The organism is Curtobacterium sp. AC268, assembly GCF_979258745.1.
Window position 1 is genome coordinate 3537670 of sequence record NZ_OZ409878.1, and the last position, 17875, is coordinate 3555544.

Annotated in this window: 19 protein-coding genes; 6 read left to right on the forward strand and 13 right to left on the reverse strand. The window is 71.3% G+C overall.

The window, feature by feature from the left end:
- Positions 1-65: 65 nt before the first annotated feature.
- Both ACZZ9K_RS16800 and ACZZ9K_RS16805 read right to left on the reverse strand, forming a co-directional pair.
- Complete coding sequence (locus tag ACZZ9K_RS16800; protein WP_463444642.1) at positions 66-1097, reverse strand: LLM class flavin-dependent oxidoreductase; 1032 nt, start codon at positions 1095-1097, stop codon at positions 66-68.
- A 63-nt stretch (positions 1098-1160) separates the two neighbouring features.
- Complete coding sequence (locus ACZZ9K_RS16805; protein WP_418516853.1) at positions 1161-1553, reverse strand: VOC family protein; 393 nt, start codon at positions 1551-1553, stop codon at positions 1161-1163.
- Positions 1554-1623: 70 nt separating this feature from the next.
- Here ACZZ9K_RS16805 and ACZZ9K_RS16810 point away from each other — a divergent pair, with 70 nt between their 5' ends.
- Complete coding sequence (locus ACZZ9K_RS16810) at positions 1624-2490, forward strand: SMP-30/gluconolactonase/LRE family protein (protein ID WP_463444643.1); 867 nt, start codon at positions 1624-1626, stop codon at positions 2488-2490.
- A 282-nt stretch (positions 2491-2772) separates the two neighbouring features.
- The gene (locus ACZZ9K_RS16815) at positions 2773-3780 is read left to right on the forward strand and encodes an SPFH domain-containing protein (protein WP_214523964.1); all 1008 of its coding nucleotides are present in this window, start codon (positions 2773-2775) and stop codon (positions 3778-3780) included.
- A gap of 186 nt (positions 3781-3966) precedes the next feature.
- Here the strand turns inward: ACZZ9K_RS16815 and ACZZ9K_RS16820 are convergent, their stop codons facing one another.
- The 5 genes from ACZZ9K_RS16820 to ACZZ9K_RS16840 form a co-directional block, all read right to left on the reverse strand.
- Complete coding sequence (locus ACZZ9K_RS16820) at positions 3967-5235, reverse strand: sugar ABC transporter permease (RefSeq protein WP_463444644.1); 1269 nt, start codon at positions 5233-5235, stop codon at positions 3967-3969.
- Positions 5232-5996: an ATP-binding cassette domain-containing protein gene (locus ACZZ9K_RS16825; RefSeq protein WP_111038920.1), complete on the reverse strand. Its 765-nt coding sequence runs from the start codon at positions 5994-5996 to the stop codon at positions 5232-5234. Before ACZZ9K_RS16825 ends, ACZZ9K_RS16820 begins: the two co-directional genes overlap by 4 nt.
- Before the next feature lie 129 nt (positions 5997-6125).
- The gene (locus tag ACZZ9K_RS16830) at positions 6126-7241 is read right to left on the reverse strand and encodes a sugar ABC transporter substrate-binding protein (RefSeq protein ID WP_138802953.1); all 1116 of its coding nucleotides are present in this window, start codon (positions 7239-7241) and stop codon (positions 6126-6128) included.
- 176 nt (positions 7242-7417) lie between these two features.
- Positions 7418-8590 carry an ROK family transcriptional regulator gene (locus ACZZ9K_RS16835; RefSeq protein WP_071246751.1) on the reverse strand — a complete coding sequence of 391 codons (1173 nt, stop codon included), beginning with the start codon at positions 8588-8590 and terminating at the stop codon, positions 7418-7420.
- Between the two features lie 116 nt (positions 8591-8706).
- Positions 8707-9642: a ketopantoate reductase family protein gene (locus tag ACZZ9K_RS16840; RefSeq protein WP_463444645.1), complete on the reverse strand. Its 936-nt coding sequence runs from the start codon at positions 9640-9642 to the stop codon at positions 8707-8709.
- Between the two features lie 77 nt (positions 9643-9719).
- Between ACZZ9K_RS16840 and ACZZ9K_RS16845 the strand changes: the two genes are divergently transcribed.
- Positions 9720-10286 (forward strand): TetR/AcrR family transcriptional regulator, encoded by a 567-nt coding sequence (locus ACZZ9K_RS16845; RefSeq protein ID WP_463444646.1) that lies wholly within the window; start codon positions 9720-9722, stop codon positions 10284-10286.
- A 4-nt stretch (positions 10287-10290) separates the two neighbouring features.
- On the opposite strand, the gene ACZZ9K_RS16850 is transcribed toward ACZZ9K_RS16845, so the two are convergent.
- The 4 genes from ACZZ9K_RS16850 to ACZZ9K_RS16865 are packed head-to-tail and all read right to left on the reverse strand — an operon-like array spanning position 10291 to position 14060.
- The gene (locus ACZZ9K_RS16850) at positions 10291-11235 is read right to left on the reverse strand and encodes a hypothetical protein (RefSeq protein WP_463444647.1); all 945 of its coding nucleotides are present in this window, start codon (positions 11233-11235) and stop codon (positions 10291-10293) included.
- On the reverse strand, positions 11232-12194 hold the full coding sequence (locus tag ACZZ9K_RS16855; protein WP_214520765.1) for an NAD-dependent epimerase/dehydratase family protein: 963 nt from the start codon (positions 12192-12194) through the stop codon (positions 11232-11234). The genes ACZZ9K_RS16850 and ACZZ9K_RS16855 overlap by 4 nt, the downstream gene beginning before the upstream one ends.
- A complete protein-coding gene (locus tag ACZZ9K_RS16860) occupies positions 12191-12838 on the reverse strand; it encodes a MerR family transcriptional regulator (RefSeq protein ID WP_214520764.1) in 648 nt (215 codons plus the stop codon). The genes ACZZ9K_RS16855 and ACZZ9K_RS16860 overlap by 4 nt, the downstream gene beginning before the upstream one ends.
- Before the next feature lie 40 nt (positions 12839-12878).
- Complete coding sequence (locus tag ACZZ9K_RS16865) at positions 12879-14060, reverse strand: epoxide hydrolase family protein (RefSeq protein ID WP_463444648.1); 1182 nt, start codon at positions 14058-14060, stop codon at positions 12879-12881.
- 93 nt (positions 14061-14153) lie between these two features.
- On the opposite strand from ACZZ9K_RS16865, the gene ACZZ9K_RS16870 reads away from it, so the two are divergent.
- A complete protein-coding gene (locus ACZZ9K_RS16870; RefSeq protein ID WP_071404274.1) occupies positions 14154-14747 on the forward strand; it encodes a MarR family winged helix-turn-helix transcriptional regulator in 594 nt (197 codons plus the stop codon).
- On the forward strand, positions 14744-15664 hold the full coding sequence (locus tag ACZZ9K_RS16875) for an NmrA family NAD(P)-binding protein (RefSeq protein ID WP_111038929.1): 921 nt from the start codon (positions 14744-14746) through the stop codon (positions 15662-15664). The genes ACZZ9K_RS16870 and ACZZ9K_RS16875 overlap by 4 nt, the downstream gene beginning before the upstream one ends.
- Here ACZZ9K_RS16875 and ACZZ9K_RS16880 read toward each other — a convergent pair.
- Positions 15633-15950 carry a hypothetical protein gene (locus ACZZ9K_RS16880; protein ID WP_463444649.1) on the reverse strand — a complete coding sequence of 106 codons (318 nt, stop codon included), beginning with the start codon at positions 15948-15950 and terminating at the stop codon, positions 15633-15635. The genes ACZZ9K_RS16875 and ACZZ9K_RS16880 overlap by 32 nt on opposite strands.
- Positions 15951-16201: 251 nt before the next feature.
- On the reverse strand, positions 16202-16558 hold the full coding sequence (locus ACZZ9K_RS16885; RefSeq protein WP_463444650.1) for a nuclear transport factor 2 family protein: 357 nt from the start codon (positions 16556-16558) through the stop codon (positions 16202-16204).
- A 158-nt stretch (positions 16559-16716) separates the two neighbouring features.
- On the opposite strand from ACZZ9K_RS16885, the gene ACZZ9K_RS16890 reads away from it, so the two are divergent.
- Positions 16717-17871, forward strand: coding sequence for a low temperature requirement protein A (locus ACZZ9K_RS16890; protein ID WP_463444651.1), 1155 nt, complete (start codon positions 16717-16719; stop codon positions 17869-17871).
- The last annotated feature ends 4 nt before the right edge of the window (positions 17872-17875 follow it).

Consider the following 17875-nt stretch of genomic DNA (forward strand, 5'->3'; position numbering starts at 1 on the left):
ACGGCGGACTGGAGGCACGGTGCCAGCTGGCCCCGTGCCTCCAGTCCGTCGGTCTGGCGCCGTTCTCAGGCCGCGACCTGCGGCGCCCAGCCGAGTTCCGGACCCAGCCGCTCGGCGATGTCCGTGATGATCTGCGCGTAGTCGTCGGGCTCGAACGAGAACGGGAGTGCGAAGGCGACCTCGGTGACCGCCTGGTAGCCGACGTCGGCACGCAGCCGGTCTGCGATCTCGGCCGAGGTGCCCACCAGATCGGCGGCGAAGAGCATCCCGGCGGGGCCCTGCGGCACGCCGACGCGGCCCGAGCGGCTGTCGACGTAGGCGCGGTAGCGGGCCGCTTGCTCGGCGGTCGCGGTGTCGGTGGGGATGACGACCAGGCCCTGCGAGACGCGGGCGGCAGCGGGGTCGGGGTGGACGTCGAGGTAGGCGTCGATCTGAGCGCGCTGGTTCGTGGCGAAGTCGGTGCCGTTCTCGCTGCGGGTGACGCTCGAGGTGAGCAGGTGGAAGCCGTTCTCACCTGCCCACACGGCCGACTTCGTGCTGCCGGTGCCGTACCAGATCCGGTTGGCCAGGCCGGCGCTGTGCGGCTGGACGGTGCTCGCGAACTCCTCGATGCCGCGGCGTTCGACGGTCTCCGTGGCCGTCACCGGGTCACCGCGCACCAGGTCGCGGAAGCGCAGGAGCCGGTCGTTGCCGAGGTCCTCGTGCTCCAGGGTGTCGGGGTAGATCGCGTCGCGGTACAGGTCGAAGTTCATCGGGGTGCCGACCGAGAACCCCGGGTTCAGGCGGCCGCCGAGGAGCACGTCGACCGTGCTGAGGTCCTCCGCCAGGCGGAACGGGTTCTCCGCGCCGATCGGGGTGACGGCGGTGCCGAGGTCGATGCGCGAGGTGCGCTGCGAGGCGGCGGCCAGCACCGCGACGGGGGAGGAGATGCCGTGCTGCAGGTGCCGGTGGCGCAGCCAGGCGCTGTCGAAGCCCAGGGCCTCGGCGCGCTCGATCACGCGCAGGGTGTCCTCGTGGCCCTCGGACGGTCGTGCGGGGTCGAACGACCCGATCGTCAGGAAGCCGAGCCGGTGCAGGGGAGTTCCGTCGAGGGGCATGGGTCGATCGTGCCAGATGCGTCGTGCCGTTCGTCCGTTGATGACCGTTGTGCAGCCGCCGGCTCAGTCACCGGTCTCCTTGATCAGGGCCTCGACGTTGTTGCCGTCCGGGTCGGACACGAACGCGGTGTACGCGTGGTACTCCGGCCAGTAGCGCGGCTCGTGCCGTGACACCCCGCCGGCGGCGACGGCTTCGCGGTGGAAGGCGTCGACCTCGCTCCGTGACCCGGCCTCGAACGCCAGGTGGAGTCCGCGCGTCGCCGCTTCGGGGGTCCGGGCGGTCTCGAGCGAGACGCTCGGGGTGTCGTCCCCGTGCTGCCAGAACTCGGCGACGGCGTCCGTGCGGTAGCCCGCTCCGATGCCGAGGGGCGCGAGGGCGGCGGTGTAGAACGCGTCGCTCGCGGCGAAGTCGCTGGCGAAGACGCCCAGGTGGTGGATGAGGTGACGACCCGGCATGGGACGACCCTAGGCCGCCGTCACGGCATCCGTCCGGGCAGCATCCCGGTCCCGCTGGCAGGCTGGATCCGTGCACATCACCCTGGACTCCGCGACCGACATCGTCATCTCCGGCATCCGTTTCCCGGAGGGCAACCGTTGGCACGACGGGCGGCTCTGGTACTCGGACATGCACACCGGCCAGGTGTTCTCGGTCAACCCGTCCTCGACCGACGGCCCCCGGCTCGAGGCCACCGTCGATGGGCAGTCGTCGGGGCTCGGGTGGCTCGCCGACGGGCGGTTGATCGTCAGCTCGATGGAGTCCCGCACGGTCGTCGCCGTCGACCCGGACGGCAGCACCTCGGTGTTCGCCGACCTGTCCACGATCGAGTCGTCGCTCGTGAACGACCTGGTCGTCGACGCCCAGACCGGCCGGACCTACATCGGTGCCTTCGGCTACGACCTGTACGCGGGCGAGGAACTGCGCCCCGGCCCGCTCTACGTGATCGACCCCGACGGCTCGGTCCGCCTCGCCGCCGAGGGCCTGGTGTTCCCGAACAGCGCCAACATCCTGCCCGGCACCCGGACCCTGGTGGTCAGCGAGACGTGGGGTGGCCGCCTCACCGCCTTCGACATCGAGGACGACGGTTCGCTGACCGGCCGGCGCGAGTGGGCAGCCCTGCCCGGCGGCGTGACCCCGGACGGCAGCACCGTCGACCGTGACGGCGCGATCTGGGTCTGCTCGGTCGACACGGGGGAGTTCCTGCGGGTCGTCGAGGGCGGCGAGGTGACGGACCGCATCGACGCACCCGGGGACTGCGCGATCGACTGTGCGCTCGGTGGCGAGGACGGGCGCACCCTGTACCTGGCGACCGCCGACAGCTACGACCCGGCCGTGACGGCGACGACGCGCGCCGGTCGGATCAGTTCGGTGCGCGTCGAGGTGCCGGGGTGGTGAACCCGAGCGACCTCGCCGAGGCGACGCGTCGTGCCGAGTACTGACGTCTGACCCCCGACGCGTGGCCGGGCGTGCGGCTCGGGGTCGATGGACGTACGGTCGGTGCGAGGTTGCACTCCTGGTGCGAGGCATCGAGGGTCGCACCAGGTGCGCAACCTCGCACCAGACGACACGGACACCAGACGACACGGACCCCAGGCGACACGGACCCCGCGCACTCGAGTCACCCACACCCCTCCGGGTACGGCAGACTGCACGGACAAGCATCCAGGAGTGATCGTCATGTTCGTCGCCGCCATCGTCTTCCTCGTCATCGCGCTCGTCGCGCTCTTCTTCCGAACACGCACCTACTCCACCCCCGCACGACCGGCCACACCCGGTCGCGAGGCACGCCCCGCCGTCCCGACCCGCCGCCCGAACCTCATCGCGACGTGGACCGCGGCCGCCGCCGGCGTCCTGTTCGTCGGGCTCACGCTCGGCAGCACCCTGTACGCGCAGGACACGGGTGAGTCGAAGGTGCAGGTGGACATCTCCGGCAACATCGTCGGGCAGAGCACGGACTCCGGGTTCCACTTCAAGGCGCCGTGGGCGACGCTGCACACGTTCAACATCCGCAACCAGACCGTCACCTACATCAACGCGGTCAACGGCTCCGACTCGGACAACAACGGCAACGTCCGCTCCGGCCCGTACGTCACGGTGCAGGACCAGGACGGTGTCTCGTCGAACGTCAGCCTCAACCTGCAGTACAGCATCGACGCGAAGTCGGTCACCGACATCTACCGGTCGTACAAGACCGAGGAGAACTTCAAGACGCAGTTCATCGGCAACTCGGTGCGCAGCGTCGTGCGCCAGGTGCCGAACGACTTCACCACCATCGAACTGATCACCAAGCGAGGCACCGTCGAGAAGGCGATGATCCAGGCGCTCGAGAAGCGGTGGAAGGGCTCGGGCGTGCACGTCGACAACTTCGCCCTGCAGGAGATCACGCCGCCGAAGTCGGTCATCGACGCCTACGCCACCGCGCAGCAGGCGCAGATCCAGGTCACGAAGGAGCGCGCGCTCCTGGACGCCAAGAAGGTGCAGGCGCAGCAGCAGGTCGCCGAGGCACAGGGGCAGGCCGACGCCAACGAGGTCCTCAACGAGCACCCGCTCTCCGACGCCGCCCTCAAGCAGCGCGAGATCGAGGCCCTCAAGAGCGCCGGCGACAACGGCTCCCTGATCGTCGTGCCGCAGGGCACCGACAACATCCTCAGCCTGCCGGGGACCTCGGGTTCGAAGAGCAAGTAGCGCGCCGAGACGCCGCCCAGTCGCCGAGACGCCTCCGTTTTCGGAGGCGTCTCGCACCCGGGGCGGCGTCGGGGGAACACGCCGGCGTCTTCCGGATCCGAGACGCGCGCCGCGACGGACGGGAGGCCCGTTGCCAGCTGGCACCGTGCCTCCCGTCCGTCCGCGTGGCGGGGTCCAGGGCCCCGCTCAGGCTGCGCCGTGACTGGCGCGGCTGCGCCGCGAGAGCGAGTCGATGATGACAGCGAGCAGCAGGACCGCGCCCGTGATCATGTAGCGGATCGACGAGTCGAGGCTCAGCAGGGTGAGCCCGTTCGAGATCGACTGGATCACGATGATGCCGAGCAGCGCCGACCAGGCGCTGCCGCGGCCACCGAACAGGCTGGTCCCGCCGATGACGGCTGCGGCGATCGCGTTGAGGTTCGTGTCACCGGCGCCGGACGACAGGCTCGCGGAGTTGAGGCGGGCCGCGGCGAGGATGCCGCCGACGGTGGCGAAGAGCGAGGTCAGCATGAACACCGAGATGTAGATGCGGTTCACCCGGATGCCGGAGCGCCGTGCGGCCTCGACGTTGCCGCCGACCGCGAAGACCGAGCGGCCCCAGCGGGTGCGCTTCAGCACGAAGTTCATCAGCACGACCAGCACGACGAAGAACACGAACGAGGTGCCGGTGCCGAAGTCGCGCGACAGGTACCAGACCATCAGCGCGAGGCCGAGGAACAGGGCGACTGCCTTGACGATGGTCAGCGACATCGCTCCGGTCGACAGCCCGGCACGGCGGCGGCGGGCAGCGCGACGGACCTCGGTGAAGAAGAGTCCTCCGGCGGCCAGGACGGCCAGCATGTACGCGAGCCACGGCGGCAGGTACGAGGCCGAGGCGAACTGCACGATCGGTGAGTCGTACGGCAGGTTGATCGAGCCGTTCGGCCCGAGGATGAGCAGCTGCAGCCCGAGGAACCCGAGCAGACCGGCGAGCGTGATGACGAAGCTCGGCACGCCGAAGCGGGTGAACAGCAGGCCGTAGAGCAGGCCGGCCGCGGCACCGACGGCCAGGGCGACGGTGAGCACGAGCCACAGCGGCCAGCCGAGCGTCGTGAGGCCCTGGCCGAGGATCGCGGCGGAGAGCCCGCTGACGCTGCCGACGGACAGGTCGATCTCGCCGAGCAGCAGCACGAGGACGATGCCGATCGCGATGGTGCCGACCGCGGCGCACTGCAGGGCGAGGTTGACCAGGTTGCCCGGGGACAGGAAGTCGGGGGAGAGCGCCTGGAACACCGCCCAGATGACGATGAGCCCGACGACCACCGGCAGCGAGCCGATGTCACCGCCGCGGACCCGTCGGACGAACGCCTTCGCCGCGCCGCCGAGCCCGGCGTCACGCAGGAGCCGCTCGTCCTGCAGGTCCGCGGCCGAGGGCGTCGGGGTCGCTGCGGTGAGGGTCTCGTCGGTCTTGCTCATGCGGAGGTCTCCTGCTCGGTGCGGGCGGCGGCGCGACGGGTGACGGCGTTGTCGGTGGCGCCGGTGATGGCCGCGATGATCTCCTCGTAGGAGACGTCGTCGATGCGGAAGGTTCCGTTGTTGCGGCCGAGTCGCAGGACCGCGACCCGGTCGGCGACGGCCTGCACGTCCGCGAGGTTGTGGCTGATGAGGACGACGCCGAGTCCGCGCTCGCGCAGGCGTTCGACGAGGTTCAGGACCTCGGCGGTCTGTGCGACACCGAGTGCGGCGGTGGGCTCGTCGAGGACGACCACCTGCGGGTCGCCGATCAGCGAGCGGGCGATCGCCACGGTCTGTCGCTGCCCACCGGACAGCGACGCGATCGGGATCCGTACCGACGGGATCCGGGCGGCGAGCTGCTGGAGGAGCTCCCACGATCGGCGCTCCATCTCCTCCTCGTCGAGGAACGGGTGGGCGATCTCGCGCCCGAGGAACAGGTTCGAGACCACGTCGAGGTTGTCGGCGAGGGCGAGGTCCTGGAACACCGTGGCGATGCCGAGGGTCTGGGCCGCGGCGGGGTTCGGGACGGTGACCTCGTCGCCGCCGAAGGTGATCGTGCCGCCGTCGGGCGTGTAGACCCCGGCGAGGATCTTCACGAACGTCGACTTGCCGGCGCCGTTGTCGCCGACGATGGCGACCACCTCGCCCGGGTAGACGTCGAAGTCGATGTCGCTGAGGGCCTGGACGGCGCCGAACCGCTTGGTGATCCCGCGCAGGGACATCACCGGGTCGGCGGAGGGGTGTGCTGCTGGTGACGCGTTGCTCACGGGTGTCGTGCTCACGGGTGTCGTCCTCGATCGGTGAGGCCCGCCCGGTCCGCAGTCGGACCGGGCGGGCAGAGGGGGTCGGACCTACTTGATGCCGGCGCTGTCGCAGGCTGCCTTGTACTGCGCGGTGCAGATCTTCGACACCTCGTACAGGCCGTCCTTGACGACCGTCGACTGGACGTTGTCCGCGGTGACGGCGACCGGGTCGAGCAGCGTCGACTGGACGCTCGCGCCCCCGGCGGTGTCGACGGTGGTGTCGCCCTTCGGCGTCTCACCCTTCGCGAACTGGATCGCCAGGTCGGCGGCCTTCGACGCCTCGGGCTTGAAGGCCTTGTAGACGGTCATGTACTGCTCACCGGCGAGGATCCGCTGGATGCCCGCGAGTGAGGCGTCCTGCCCGGTGACGGGCGGGAGCTCGGTGACACCGGCCGACTTCAGGGCCGCGATGACGCCGCCGCCGGTGTCGTCGTTCGCCGCGTAGACGCCGGTGATCTTGTCCTTGCCGAGCTTGCTGATCTGGCCGGCTGCCCAGTCCTGCGCCTTGGCGGGGTCCCATCCGGGGGTGTCGTACTCGGCGAGCACCTTGTAGCCGCTGTCGTCGATGACCGAGTGCGCGCCCTTCTTGAACTGCGAGGCATTGTTGTCGGTGGGGGACCCGTTCACCATGATGATGCCCGAGCCCTCCGGGACCTTCTTCGCCTTGAGGGCGTCGACCAGGGCCTGGCCCTGCAGCTCGCCGACCTTCTCGTTGTCGAACGAGATGTAGTAGCTCAGGTCGGGGCTGTTGATGAGCCGGTCGTAGGAGATCACCGGCACCTTCTTGGCCTTCGCCTGCTGGACGATGGACGCTGCGGCCTCGCCGTCGAACGGGTCGAGGACCAGGACCTTGACGCCCTGCGTGAGCATCGACTGGGCCTGCTGCAGCTGCTTCGACGCGTCGCCGTCGGCGTTCGCGTAGATGACCGAGCAGCCGCTGCACTGCTTCTTCACCTCGGCGGTGAAGAGCGGGCGGTCGGCGCTGGCGTAGCGGGCGGTGACGGAGTCGGGCAGGAGCAGGCCGATCTTGGCCTTCGACGCGTCCCCGCCGCCTCCGCCGGAACCGGTCCCGGCGTCCGCGCCGTTGGAACAGCCCGCCAGGGTGGTGATCGCGAGCAGCAGGGCGCTGACGCCCAGCATCGCTCGTGTGGTGGATTTCTTCATTGAAACGTCCTCCAACAGTGGACCGCCCCCATCGGCGGTGCCCTGAGTGTGACAGCGAGCGTTCTTGGCTGCAAGAGTTGAACGCAAGGACCGCGCGCCGTGACGAAAACGTTATCCGGTGGGCGCGGGGTGGCCACGTCGGCGGGCGCGTGCGGCCCGGCAGGGAGCGCCTCCGCTCAGCGTGCGCGCGTCACATCCACGGCTTCGATCGCCAGGGCCAGCGCGCCGGTCACCGAGGCCTTCTCGCCGAGCTGCCCCTGCACCACGTCCGGCGTGCCGTCCACGTCGACGATCAACGACGACTCGAGGGCGTGCCGCATCGGGCCGAGCAGGAGTTCCCCGGCCCGTGCGAACTCGCCCGTGACCACGACCCGCTCCGGATCGAGGACGTTGCAGAGCCCCACCGCCGCCGAGCCGATCGCCCGCCCGGCGTCGGCCACGGCGCGCATGCAGACCTGGTCGCCGCCCATCGCGCGCAGGATCAGGTCCGCCAGCTTCAGGGTGCCGACCTCGTCGCGGACACCCTCGAGCACGGCGGGCGCGCCGGCGATCGCCTCGAGGCACCCACGGTTGCCGCACCGGCACAGGGGTCCGTTCGGCAGGACGGGGGTGTGCCCGAACTCGCCGGCGATGCCGTGGTGCCCGCGGAACAGGTGCCCGCCCAGCACGAGTCCGGCGCCGATGCCGTTGCCGACGTCGAGCGTCACCACGGTGTCGCGGCCGCGGGCCGCCCCGCTCCGGTGTTCCGCCAGGGCGGCGAGGTTGGCCGAGTTGTCGACCTGCACGGGCTTGTCCATCCGCCGGGCGAGCGACTGGCCGAGCGCGATGCCGTCCCAACCCCGCAGGATCCCGCCGCGGGCCGTCATCCCGGTGCGGGCGTCGATCGGGGCGGCCACGGCGAGGCCGACTGCGAGCACCTCGTCCATCGACGACTCGATCGACTCCACCATGTCCAGCACGAGCAGCGCGGTCTTGTCGAGCTCGGCGTCGGCGCGGTGGTCACGGGCCAGGGGCATGTGCCGCTCGGCCAGGACGGCGCCGTTCAGGTCCGACAGCGCCAACCGCAGGTGCCGCGGCGAGACGTGCACCCCGGCGACCAGCCCGAGGCCGTGCGGCAGGGTCACGCGGAGCGCCCGGCGGCCGCTCGAGGTGCTCGGCGTCGCGTGCAGGGCACCGGTCGCGACGAGTTCCTTGACGATGTTCGAGACGGTCGCGGGGGAGAGTCCGGTCACCCCGGCGAGCTCGACCTGCGTCAGCCCGCCGTGCCGCTTCACCGCGCTGACGACCCGACCCCGGTTGGCTTCACGCAGTGAAGCTTGGTTCCCCGGACTGCGGCGCGGCTCTGACACGGGGACAGCGTAACGGGCGGGTCCGGAACGCTCGCCGTGACGGCCTGGAGGCACGGTGCCAGCTGGCGCCGGGCCTCCAGGCCGTGGGCGGTCCGGTCCAGGGCCCGCACCCGCCGTCAGACGCGTCGCGCAGCGCGGTCGAGGCGCGGGGTCGGGATGCCCAGGGTCTCGGCGGTGCGCCGGACGTCCTCGAGGACCGCCAAGGGTTCCGCGGCGGTCGGGTCGTCGTGCGCGGCGAGGCTCGCACGCGCGATCGGGACGAGCGCCGTGGCCGCGGCGACGAGCGTTGCCGTCGTCCCCGGCAGCCGGACGGGCATGGTCGTGGAGCGGTGTCGGGAGAGGTCGACGCCCCGTGCCTGCAGGACCGGGAGGAGTTCCCGACCGATCAGGAACGCCTCGCGGAGCGCCTGCCGATCCCCGACCATCGTCGCCAGGCCACCGCTCTGCAGTGCCTGTGCGAACATGCCGGCGTCGAGCACGAAGTGCAGCCACAGCCATCCGCGGATGTCGTCCTCGTCCTGCACGGTGAACCCCGCCCGCTGGAACACCGACCGCACCAGCTCCCGCCGGTCCGGAGCCGCGCCCGTCGTCCCGAGCCGGACCGAACGGAGGACGGCACCGTGCAGGACCCCGTCGGCGTCGAACCCGCCGCCGGCTCCAGGGAACCCGAACAGCACCCGGTCCGCGGCGAGCGGTGCGACCGCGGCGAGGGGTTCGTCCCACACGTTGCCGAGGACCAGCACCGTGGCGTCACCGATGTGGGGTGCCAGGGTGGCCACGGCCTCCTGCAGTCGGTGGTGGCCGACGCTGAGGACGACGAGGTCGTACGCGTCGTCTGTGTCGATCGACTCGACCAGTCGCGTCGGCGACGTCGATCGGGTCCGCCGACCCAGGGGTCCGCGGCGGCCGTCGATGACGTCGGTCTGCACGGTGTCGCCGTACTCGGCAGCGCGCCCGGGTCGCACCAGGTGGTCGACCTGGTGCCCGGAGCGCTGGAAGGCGTGGCCGTAGATCGTGGCGATGACGCCCCGTCCGAGCATGAGGATCCGCATCAGGCACCTGTCCGCTAGTCTGGAGACGATCTCCACTTGGAAGATATGGAGATTGTTTCCACTTGTCAAGGAGCGCCGTGCCGGTCGAGGAACCCCTGCCTGCCGCGAAGCCGATGCGCGCCGACGCCCGTCGGAACCGCGACGCGATCGTGGCCGCTGCCCGGACGGCGTTCGAGCGTGACGAGCAGCTGCGCTTCGACGACTTCGCCGGACGCGCCGGCGTCGGTGTCGGCACGCTCTACCGACACTTCCCGACACGTGAAGCGCTGGCGGCGGCGGTCTACCGGGGTGAGGTCGACGTCCTCTGCCGCCGTGCTCGTGAATCGACGCGGCCCGCGGCGGAGAGCCTCGACGACTTCCTGCGCGGGTTCGTGGAGTACGTGGTCGACCACGCGGCGCTCGCCCGCACCCTCGCCGCCGTGGTCGACGCCACCACGCGGGCCGAGGGCGGGGGAGACCTGGAGCGGACACTCGCCGAGTTGATGGCTCGCGCGGCCGCTGACGGGGCCATCCGGTCCGACGTCGCCCCCGGGACGGTGCTCATGCTGCTGCACGGCATCGGGGCCGGGATCGATCGCCCCGGGTGGGCGACGGAAGCCCGTGCTGCCGCCGACCTGGTCTCCCGCGGACTCCAGGCCCGCTGATCCGTCAGCGCGGTCGCGCCACCGGAGTGGTGTGGGCGCGGAGCAGGACGGCCACACTCGCGGCCGCAGCCAGTACGACGAGTGACCACGCCACCGCGGCCACCGTGCCCGCGGGGTGGACCACCGACTGTCCGACCGCGGCCTGCACGGTGAGGAGCACGGTGCCCGCCGCCCACGCGACCGCGACGACGACCACGATCCGGACCTGCGTGGTCGGGTGTGCCAGCCACGGCAGGTGCCGACCCGCGGCGGCGACGAGGAGTGCCACCAGCGGGAGCACCTGCAGGGCGTGCATGCCGACGAAGTGGGCGACCCGGTAGTCACCGCCGACGGTGCTCCACCCGAGCAGTGGCACCCCGGGTCCGCCGTCCGCGATCCCCACCGTGTGGGCGCCGACGATCCCGTCCGGGGCGGTGAGCTGGGTGGAGGTCGGGCCGGTCATCAGGAACGCAACCCCGATGCCGAGGAGCGCGATGACGGCACCGGCGCGGACGGCGACCGTCAGTGCCGGGGTGGGCAGGCGCAGGAAGAACAGTGCGATCGAGGTGACGAAGGTGCAGAGGTAGAGCGTCGTGATCGCGACCGCCATCACCGCCCACACCACCACGTGCACGCTGTTCGACACGTTGAAGTGACTCGTCGTGCCGGTCGCGGCGGCCCACACGATGAGCACCTGTTCGACCACCAGGGCCACGGCCACCACGGTGCCGAGTCGGCGAGCGAGCGTCCGCCACTTCGGCAGGTGGGCGATGAGCCACGCCCAGGTGACGGCGTAGAGCAGGATCGACAGCGAGAACTTCAGGGGCTTCATCCACGCCGGTGCCCCGAGGATGGTCCGGGGATCCACGACGAGTCCGACGAGACAGACCGCGGTGGACACGACCATCAGGCCGGCCACGGCCATGAGTGCCGGGTGCCACGCGACCGCTCGACGGACGGCGGCGATCACCGGGTCACGCTCCGGGCGTGCAGCAGGGCGGCGGCCACGACGTCGGCGGTGGGGGTCGGGTGCACGCCGAACGTCTGCTCGAACGCCGACGAGTCGAACACGTAGGGGTCGGTGTACTGGTACCGCAGCTCGAGCGTCTCCCGGGCGGACGTGGCGAACAGTGCACCGAGGCGCAGCGTGGCCGACGACATCACGGCGGTGTCGGCGGCGGGGACCCCGGCGAGCTCGACGTACTGCCGACCGGTCAGCGCTGGAGCGGTCGGCAGGTGCCAGGTCCGGCCCGTCGCACGGTCGTCGGTACCGAGGGTCACGAGTGCGTCGCCGATGTCGGTCGTGGCGGTGAGGGAGTGCGGTTGGTCGGCGTCGAGCAGCCAGGTCGGGCGCTTGCCGGCGGCGATCCGGTCGACGACGAAACCGTTGAACACGCTCGTCGTCGCGCCGGGGCCGGTGAAGTCGGCGCTCCGCCCGACGGTGACGGCCAGTCCGCGGTCGGCCGCGGTCCGCAGCTGCTCGAGGGCGGCCGCGCGCACCGCACTTTTCCGACCGGACGGGTTGATCGGGGTCGCCTCGGTCATCGGCCCGGACACGCGGCCGTAGGCGTAGACGTTGTCGAGGTACACCAGGTGAGTGCCCTCGGCCAGGGCTGCTCCGACGGTGTTGTCGACGATCCTCGGCCACTGGTCCGCCCAGACCCCAGACGAGTACGGCAGGCCGGCGACGAGGTACGCGACGTCGGCGCCGTGCAGCGCGCGGCGCACGGCGGTGGGGTCGAGCAGGTCGGCGATGACGTGGTCGGTGCGGGCGTTGCCGCTCTCGCTCTCGCTGTTGCCTGCCGTTGCTGTTGTCGACGGGCGCCGGCCGACGGACACGGCGGCGACGTCGTGCTCACGCAGTGCACGGAGTGTCTCGCGCCCGACGACACCGTTGCCGCCCAGGACGACGTGCAGCGGAACGGTCATGCGCCGGCCTCGTCCGTGTCGGCGACGGGGAACAGGTCGTGGGTGGCGTCCTGCTGCGCCAGACGCCGGAGTCCCGCGAAGAGAGGATCGCCGAGGACGGTGCCGATCACCATCAGCTCCGCCATCGCGGTCCGGCCGTCGCGGTCCTGCAGTGCGGTGACGTCGGCCCGTGCCGCGCTCGCCGCTGCCGACACGTAGGCGTCGAGGTAGTCGTCCGGAGCGTCGAACCCGATGGTGCGCAGTCCGTCGAGCGCCCGGGCCGCGGTCTCGAGTCCCGGGTTGTCCGACGTCGCGCACCAGCCGGCGGCCGACACCCGTTCCTCGATCCGGGCGCGGGCCTCCGGGGTCGCCTCGGACTCGGGGGAGCGCGGGGTGGTCATGGCGTACTGGGCGACGGCGAAGACCTCGGCCAGCGGTGCGGTCTCGGCGTCGAGCACGGCCAGGACCTGCTTCGTCACGGCGACCGAGAGCCCGCCGGTCTCCAGGAGTGCCCGGACGAGCCGGACTCGTTCGACGTGCCGGTCGTCGTAGGCGGTCTGGTTCGGCGCCGACTTCTCGCCGGGGGGCAGGAGGCCTTCGCGTTGGTAGTACTTGACGGCGGTGACCGGCGTGGACGCCGCTCGGGCAAGTTCAGATATTCGCACTATCGGAGAGTAGCGGTATCCGCTCGCTCTCCACAAGGCATCAGCGCAGGTTCCGGAAGGTCGCACGGACGTCGTCGACGAGCAGCTCCGGCTGTTCGAGCATCGCGAAGTGCCCGCCGCGCGCGACCTCGTTGAAGAACACCAGGTCGGTGTACCGGCGCGCTGCCCAGCGGCGCGACCGGCGGACGTACTCGCCCGGCATGATGCTCAGGCCGACGGGCAGGGTCAGCGGCTCCTCGACGGTGCCCGGGCTGGCCCAGCCGGTGCGGGTCGCCTCCCAGTAGATGCGCGCCGCGGACGCGGCGGTGTTCGGCAGCCAGTACAGCATGACGTCGTCGAGGATCTCGTCGAGCGGGAAGAGCCGCTCGGCATCGCCGTGTTCGTCGTGCGAGCCGCCGACGTCCTGGAACATCGCGTAGATCCACGACGCCAGCCCGACGGGGGAGTCCGCCAACGAGTACCCGATGGTCTGTGGGCGGGTCGACATCTGCTGCGAGTAGGCCGACAGCTCCCGCCAGTAGTGGCCGCTCTCCTGCAGCATGACCCGCTCGTCAGGGGAGGCGTTCCGGGCTTCGTCGTCCGTCGGCATGAACAGCGCCATGTTGAGGTGGATCCCGGCGAGCCCGATGTCCCCGGCGGCCTGCAGGGCGGCGAGCTCCGCGGTGACGGTGGCGCCGAGGTCACCGCCCTGGGCGAACCAGTCCGTGTACCCGAGCCGGGACATCAGCACCGACCAGGCCCTCGCTGTCCGGGCGGTGTTCCACCCGGTGGTCGTCGGCTTCCCGGAGAAGCCGAACCCGGGCAGGCTCGGGATCACGACGTGGAACGCGTCCGCCGCGTCGCCGCCGTGCGCCTCCGGGTCGGTGAGCGGACCCATCGCGTGGCGGAACTCCAGGACGGAACCGGGCCAGCCGTGGGTGAGCAGGAGTGGACGGGCGCCGGGGACGGCGGACCGGACGTGCAGGAAGTGGACCTCGAGCCCGTCGATCCGGGTCGTGTGCTGGCCCCAGCCGTTCAGCAGTGCCTCGGTCCGGCGCCAGTCGTACTCCGTCGTCCAGTGCTCGACGAGGGCGCGGACCTTCTCGAGTCGGGGTCCTTGCGAGGTGTCCTCGACGGTCTCGGCATCGGGCCAGCGGGTGGCCAGCAGGCGACTGTGCAGGTCGTCGAGCTCCGCCTGGGTGACGTCGAGGGTGAACGGGGTGATGGCTGCGGTGTCCGACATGGGGTCCTCGGCTGCTCGGCGTCCTGGCGGTTGTCCGTCTTGATCGCAGATGATCTTTGCACAAGACGATCTTGTTCCGGTACGGTCTACGGTATGGACAGTCCGACGCCGACCGATGCACTCCCCGAGATCGACTGGGGTGCCGAGGGCATCGAATCCGAACTCGGGTGGGCGCTGCCGCTGGCGCTCCAGGGCTTCACTCGGCTGGGCAGTGAGGCGGTCGCTGACGTGCCGGGTGGTCCCCGTGGCTACCAGGTGCTCGTCGCGACCACCACCGAGGAACCGTCGTCACAACTCGGACTCGCGCAGCGCCTCGGGATCGACAAGACCCAGATGACCTACATCGTCGACGCGCTCGAGGCGGGCGGGTTCGTCGAACGTCGCCCCGCCCCGACGGACCGGCGGGTGCGGCAGGTCCACCCCACCGACGCCGGCCGTGCCCTGCTCGCCCGGACACGGTCCGCCCTGCGCGGCGCCGAGGGCGTGCTCATGCGGCACCTCGACGACGACGAGCAGACGACGCTGCGCCGGCTGCTGGCCCGCGTCGCGCTCACCGCCGGGCTCGGCACCGCCGGACCGGACCAGGCGGACCCCACGTTCCAACACCCCCTCGCCGTCCCGGAGCGATCTCGACGGCGCACCGCGACGACCACGTCGACCACCACTGCAGTGAGGCCCCGCCCATGACCACCACCATCCTCGTCGCCGGTGCCACCGGCGACCTCGGGCACCGCATCGTCCGCGAGCTCACCCAGCACGACGTGCGGGTCCGGGTCCTCACCCGGCCCGGCAGCAGGACCGCCGCAGAACGCTTCGGCGACGACGCCCGTGTCGACGTCGTCGCCGCCGAGTACGGCGACCACGACGCCCTGACCCGGGCCGTCAGCGGGGCCGACGTCGTGGTCTCCGCCGTGAGCGGGACACGTCCGGTGATCGTCGACGCCCAGCGCGCGCTGCTCGCCGCGACCGTGGCGGCGGGCGTCCGGCGGTTCATCCCGTCCGACTACTCGGCCGACTACCGGCGGATCGCACCCGGCACCAACCGCAACTTCGAGCTGCGGCGCGAGTTCGCCGCCGACCTCGATGCGGCCCCGGTGCAGGCGACCTCGATCCTGACCGGCATGTTCACCGACCTGCTGACCGGCGAGGCCCCGATGATCCTGTCCGGCCGTCGGCTCGTGCTGTTCTGGTCGTCGGCGGACCAAGTGCTCGACTTCACCACGAAGGACGACGTCGCCCGGGTCACGGCCCTCGCCGCCCTGGACGACGATGCTCCGCGGGTGATCGAGATGGCGGGCGACCAGGTCACCGCCCGCGACGTCGCACGCACCATGAGCGAGCTGACGGGGGAGCGCTTCCGGCTGCAGTGGGCCGGCACCACCGGCACCCTGTCCGCGATGAGCGCCGTCGGCCGGCGCCTGTCGAAGGACCCCGACGAGACGTTCCCGGCATGGCAGGGGATGCAGTACTTCGTGAGCATGTTCAGCGGGCAGGCCCAGCTGCACCACGTCGACAACGATCGCTACGGCGTGCAGTCGTGGACGAGCGTCCGTGACGTGCTCCGCGCACACCTCAGCGGACAGGGCCACCCGGCGACGGACTGACGGGCGCGGTGTGCGGTCGTCGGCGGCGGAGCAGGAACGCGAGACCGACGACGACGACCGGCACCAGCGCGAGCGCGGCGAGCCAGACGAGGACGTCCCACTCGGGTGAGAGCGGCACGCCGAGCGCGCTCGACGAGGTCCGCCAGACCTGGTCGCCGGGCCCCTCGTGCTCGTCGACCCCGGTGACCGGGAACAGCAGCGCCGTCACGATCGCCCAGCCCACCAGCACCACGACGGCGATCAGCGTCCAGGGACGCTGACTCGCCGCAGGGCCCGTGCTCGTCATCGGACGTCCACCGCGTTCGTGGCCCACCCCACCGCTCGTTCCACCGTGCGCTCCGTCCTGTTCGCCATCGGTCGCTCAACCATGCCGCACGCCGGGCCGCACCGGTGTCTCGATCCGGCAACGACTCGACCGTACCGACAGGCGGACTGGAGGCCCGGTGCCAGCTGGCACCGGGCCTCCAGTCCGTCAGCCGCTCACGGTGACCGCATCGCTCGCGCCCGACGATCGCCACCACCTGCGGGAGGTGGCGGTCAGGCGGTCAGGATCGTGTAGACCTTCGCGATGACGTCGCCCTCGATGAAGCAGATGTCCATGCCGGACACGACGGGCGGTGCTCCCTCGGGGCCGAAGTGCCAGGCGAGGTACCCCATCCCGTGGTTCTCGTAGACCGGGCCGGCCGCCGAGAACACGAACCCGGGAGCCTCGTCGAGCAGGCGCTGCGCCTTGGCGTGCAGGGCCTCGTGCCCGGTGACGACCTCGTCCGGGTCCAGGAACACGACGTCCGGGGCGTAGGTCCGCTCGATCGCGGCGCGGCGGCGCTCCGGGTCCCGTTCCCCGAACACCTCGAACAGGTTGGCGTGCATGAGCGATTCGAGCGGTTGCGACATCGTGTCTCCGTCGGTTGTCGGCTGTTCGGTCAAGTGTGTGGCAAACACGGGTTCGCTGCGACGGATCGTCGGCCGGACGCGGCCCGACCCGACGGGATTCGACCGACCCGCCACACGCGCGTTGGCACGGCGTCGGGCCGGGCCCTACCGTTGGCCCCATGCCGACCATCGGACTGCGCCGGATGGTGCCGCGCGACCCCGACCAGCAACACCGGGCGGCGAGCCCCCTGGAGCTCCTGTTCGACCTGGTGTTCGTCGTCGCGGTGGGCTTCGCCGCGACGAACCTGCACGAGATCGAGCTCGAGGGACACGTCGCCTCCGCCGTCCTGGCCTACGGGCTGGTGTTCTTCTCGATCTGGTGGGCGTGGATGAACTTCACGTGGTTCGCAACGTCGTTCGACACCGACGACTGGCTCTACCGCGTGATGACCTTCGTGCAGATGGCCGGGGTGCTCGTCCTCGCCGCCGGGGTGCACGCGGCCATGGTCGAGAACGACTTCACGATCGGCGTCATCGGCTACGTCGTCATGCGGCTGGCCCTGGTCGGGCAGTGGATCCGCGCCGCCGCGTCCTCCACCCGCCACCGCCGGACCGCCACCCTGCACGCCGTCGGCATCACGGTCGTGCAGGTGCTCTGGGTGGTCTCCCTGGCCCTGCCCGACGACGTCTGGTCCTACGCGGCACCGTTCCTCGTGCTCGCCGAGCTGTCCGTGCCGATCTGGGCGCAGACCTCGACGGGGACGGCCCCGTGGCACACCCGGCACCTGGCGGAGAGGTTCTCCCTGTTCACCCTCATCGTCCTCGGCGAGGGGCTGGTGGCCTCGGCCGGCGCGGTGATCGACGCCGTCGCGCACACCGAGCACCTCGGAGCCCTGCTGGCGCTCGCCGGCTGCGGGCTCGTGATCACCGTCGGCATGTGGTGGATCTACTTCTCCCGCGAGCAGCATGCGCACATCCGCTCGCTGCCCACCGCGCTCGTGTTCGGTTACGGCCACTACTTCGTCTTCGCCGCCGCCGGTGCCCTGCCGGCCGGCATCGAGGTCGCGGTCAGCGCCGACGCCGGACACGTCGCACTGTCGTCCGCCTCGGTCGCCGCGACCGTCGCGGTGCCGGTCGCCGTGTTCGTGCTCTCGATCTGGGCGCTCGCGATCCGGCCGTCGCTGTCGGCCCGGGCCAACGCGGTCGTGGTGGCCCTGGTGCTCGTGGCCCTCGCGTCGATCGCGGTGCCGGCGGTGTCGCTGCCGGTCACGGCGCTCGCCGTGGTGGCGGTCGTCGTGACCCTCGAGGTGGCGTCCGCACGGACCGACACCTGACGGA